Genomic DNA, 3,969 nt, shown 5'->3' on the forward strand with positions numbered 1-3,969 from the left:
CGCGTGCGGCCAGCAGCGCGCGGCTGGCGACGGCCACCAGCGCGTGCGGCTGGGCCGCGCGGGCCAGCAGCAGGCACAGGTCGGGGCCGATGCCGGCCGGCTCGCCGGGGGTCAGGGCGAAGCGCCGTGCCGCACTCACAGGCGGGTTTCCACGTAGGCTTCGCTGCGGATCTGGCGCAGCCAGTTCTGCAGTTCCTCGTCGTACTTGCGGTTGCGCAGCAGGTTGAGCGCCTGCTGTTCGCGCGCCTCGCCGCTGGCGTCGCTGGTGCGGCGGTCCAGCACCTCCAGCACGTGCCAGCCGAACGGGCTGCGGAACGGCTGGGACACGCGGCCGAGCGGGCTGTCCGCCATCACCTGGCGGAACTCCGGCACCAGCGAGCCCGGCTCGACCCAGTTGAGGTCGCCGCCGTTGAGCGCCGAGCCCGGATCCTCGGAGAAGCTCTTGGCCAGGGCGGCGAAGTCCTCGCCGCCCTGCAGGCGCTCGTACAGGCGCTCGGCCAGCTGGCGGGTTTCCGCATCGCTGCGGATCTCGCTGGGCTTGAGCAGGATGTGGCGCACATGGACTTCCTCGCGCAGCACGCCGCTGTCGCCACCGCGCTTGTCGAGCAGCTTGAGGATGATGAAGCCGGCCGGCGTGCGCACGGGCTCGGTGACCTCGCCGACGCCGAGGGCGCCGATCATGCTGTCGAACGGCGGCGGCAGCTGGGCGGCCTTGCGCCAGCCGATCTCGCCGCCCTCCAGGGCGTTCTCGCTGCCGGAACGGGCCGCGGCCAGGCGGGCGAAGTCGGCGCCGCGCGTCAGCTGGGCGTGGATCTCGCGGGCCTGGCGCTCGGCGTCCTGGATGGACTGGGCCGAGGCGCCCTCGCCGAGCGGGATGAGGATGTTGGCCAGGCGGAACTCTTCGGACAGCTGCAGCTTGCCGAGGTCGGAGGCGAGGAAGTTCTTCACCTCCTGGTCGCTGACCTGGATGCGCTCGGCCACCCGGCGCTGGCGCACGCGGCTGATGATCATCTCGCGGCGCACCTGCTCGCGGGCCTCGTCGTAGGACAGGCCGTCGCGGGCCAGCGCGGCGCGGAACTGCTCGAGGCTGAGGTTGTTGCGCTGGGCGATGGTGGCCAGCGCCTGGTTGAGTTCCTCGTCGCCGATGCGGATGCCCGAGCGTTCGCCCATCTGCAGCTGCAGGTTCTCGACGATCAGCCGCTCGAGCACCTGCTGGGCGAGCTGCTCGCGCGGCGGCTGCTCGCCGCCGCGGCGGGCCAGGTTCTGCTGCACCTCTTCGAGACGCCGCTCGAGCTGGCTGGCCATGATCACGTCGTTGTCGACGATGGCGACCACGCGGTCGAGCGGCTGCACCTCGGCCCAGGCCGTGCCGCAGAGCAGCAGGGCGCCGAGGGCGAGGGGGCGCAGGTTATTGATAAGCTTGGTCTTCACGTTCACGGTAACCTTGAATGCCTTGGTCGAGGAAGGACTCCACCTTGTTGCCGGTGACGCCGCCCAGGCCCTTGAGGACGATCTGCAGGAAAATGCCGCGATCCGCCTCGTCGTTGCGGTCGGGGTTGAGGCTGGTCTCGTCGTAGTCGACCCAGTAGCGGTTGATCAGACGCAGCTTCCAGCAGCAGCTGTCGTACTCGAAGCCACCGAAGGCCTCGAGGGTACGATTGCGGTTGTAGTCGTGCTGCCAGCGGGCGATCACGCTCCACTGCGGCGCGACCGGCCAGATGGTGGACAGGTCGTGCTGCTGGATCTTGTAGTAGTCCTTGATGTAGCCGGGAGTGCCCGGGGTACCGAAGTCGCCGCCGAAGCGCCACTGGCCGCTGGCCTGGTCGTAGCGCACGCTGTCGTTGCGGTAGCGGTAGCCGAGGTTGACCACCTTGCGCGGGTCGTTTTCCGGCTGGTAGTGGAACATGGCGCTGCCGGAGCGGGTGCGGTGGGTGTCCGGATCCCAGTTGAAGTCGGAGTTCAGGCGCCAGTCGCGGTTGAAGCGGTACAGGTACTGCAGGGCGTAGGGCGACTGCGAGGCGGTGGCTTCGCTGCGCGTGCGGTAGTCGATGCCCGGCAGCTGCACCTTGCGGTCGGCGAAGTGGAAGGCCTGGCCGAGGCTGATGCGCTGGCGCTCGAAGCCGTTGCTCTGGAGCCAGCGGCTGGTCAGGCCCAGCGATAGGCGATTCTCGTCGCCGATGCGGTCCTTGCCGGAGAAGCGGTTCTCGCGCCACAGCGAGGAGTAGCTGAAGGTGCTTTCGGCGGTGTCGAACACCGGGATGGCGTCCTGTTTCTCCTCCGGCACGTAGAGGTAGAAGGCGCGCGGCTCGAGGGTCTGCCGCGAGCCGCCGAACCAGCTGCTGTCGCGATCGAAGTACAGGCCGGAATCGAGGCTGGCGATCGGCACCTGACGGTCGGGCGCGTCGTCGAAGCGCTGGCCGAGGGCGGCCATCTGGCTCTTGCCCAGGCTGTCGAGGCTGAGGTCGTACTGGGTGTGCAGGTACTTGACCGACGGCTTGACGAAGCCCCAGGTCCACTCCAGCGGCAGGCTGACGCCCGGCTCGACGTGCAGGCGGTCGCCGTTGGCGCGGGCCAGGCCGGTGACGTTGTTGTCGTACCAGGGCTCGGCAACGCCGTTTTCGTCGATGAAGTTGCCGCTGCGCAGGTCGCGGTCGAAGCGCACGAACTCGCCGCCGTAGCTCAGCTGCAGGCCGCCCGGCTGGAACGGCAGGGCGCCGTCCAGGCTGAACTGCGGCAGGCGGTCGTAGGGGGTGATGTCGACCACGCTGGTCGGCTCGTAGGCGTGGGCGGCCAGTCGGGCGCGGTAGCTGTCGCCGCGCCAGGTCAGGCTGGCGCGCTGGTCGAGGAACTCCGGCCTGGAGATGTCCAGGTCGGTATCCAGGTCCTGGAAGTAGTAGGGGTCGCTGATGTCGGTGTAGTCGACCTCGGCCAGCAGGCGCGAATCCAGTCCGCCGCGGTGCTGCCAGTTGTACATCCAGCGCTGGTCCTCGTACTCCGACTGCCGCTTGCGGGTGTCGTCCTGGTCGTCGAGCCAGGCGCCGCCCAGCTGGCCTTCGCTGCCCGGAGTCAGGTAGCGGAACTCGCCTTCCATCAGCAGGCCGCGATCGACCATGTACGTCGGGTACAGGGTCGCGTCGTAGTTGGGCGCCAGGTTGAAGTAGTAGGGCGTCTGCAGGGTGAGGCCGTTGTCGCTGGAGGAGCTCAGGCTCGGCGCCAGGAAGCCGGACTGGCGACGGTCGTCGATCGGGAAGTAGATGTACGGGGTGTAGAACACCGGTACGTCCTTCACCCGCAGGGTCACGTTGGTGGCGGTGCCGAAGCCGGTGGCCGGGTTCAGGGTGATGTTGTTGCCCTTCAGGTGCCAGGTGTTCTCGCCCGGCTCGCAGCGGGTGTAGGTGCCGTCCTTGAGGCGCACCACGGCGTCCTCGCGGCGCTTGACGTACTCGGCACTGCCGCGCGCCTTGGCGGCGTGCACCACGTACTCGGCGTTCTCGACCACGGCCTCGCCGTTGTCCAGCTGCAGCTCGGCGCGATCGCCGACCACCAGGATGCCCTTGTCGCGCAGGCGCACGTTGCCGGCCAGCTCGCCCTTGTTCTCCAGCTGACGCAGGCTGGCCTCGTCGGCCTCGGCCTGCATGCTGCCCTGGCGCAACACCACGTCGCCGGCGAGGGTGGTGGTTTCGTTCTGCTGGTCGTAGCGCGAGGCGCGCGCGGAGACGAAGGTGGGCGCCTCGCTCATCGGCGTGTCGTCGGTGATGCCGGCGCGCCGGGGCTCGACGTAGGTGCCGGCGCAGAAGGGCGCGATCTCGGCCTGCTGGGCCTTGCTCAGGCGCTCGCGCGGTACCCAGTCGAGGTGGCTGTAGTCGGCGCTGCGCGAGGCGAGGGCGCGCCCGCCGTTGTCGCTGGCCTGCGCTGCGGCCTGGGCGGCGGGCGTCGGGGCGGCGGCGGGCGTCGTCGCTGCCTGGGGGC

General features: G+C 69.6%; 2 protein-coding genes and 1 pseudogene. All 3 read right to left on the reverse strand.

From position 1 onward, the window contains the following. A pseudogene (locus E5198_RS20620) lies at positions 1-139 on the reverse strand (4-hydroxythreonine-4-phosphate dehydrogenase PdxA); the annotation flags it as partial. Continuing rightward, positions 136-1,431 carry a peptidylprolyl isomerase gene (locus E5198_RS20625; protein WP_178084108.1) on the reverse strand — a complete coding sequence of 432 codons (1,296 nt, stop codon included), beginning with the start codon at positions 1,429-1,431 and terminating at the stop codon, positions 136-138. The pseudogene E5198_RS20620 and the gene E5198_RS20625, both read right to left, overlap by 4 nt. Continuing rightward, on the reverse strand, positions 1,409-3,969 hold a 2,561-nt coding region (locus E5198_RS20630; RefSeq protein WP_136491781.1), incomplete at its 5' end, for an LPS-assembly protein LptD. The genes E5198_RS20625 and E5198_RS20630, both read right to left, overlap by 23 nt.

Source organism: Pseudomonas sp. A-1, assembly GCF_004801855.1.
Lineage (GTDB): Bacteria > Pseudomonadota > Gammaproteobacteria > Pseudomonadales > Pseudomonadaceae > Geopseudomonas.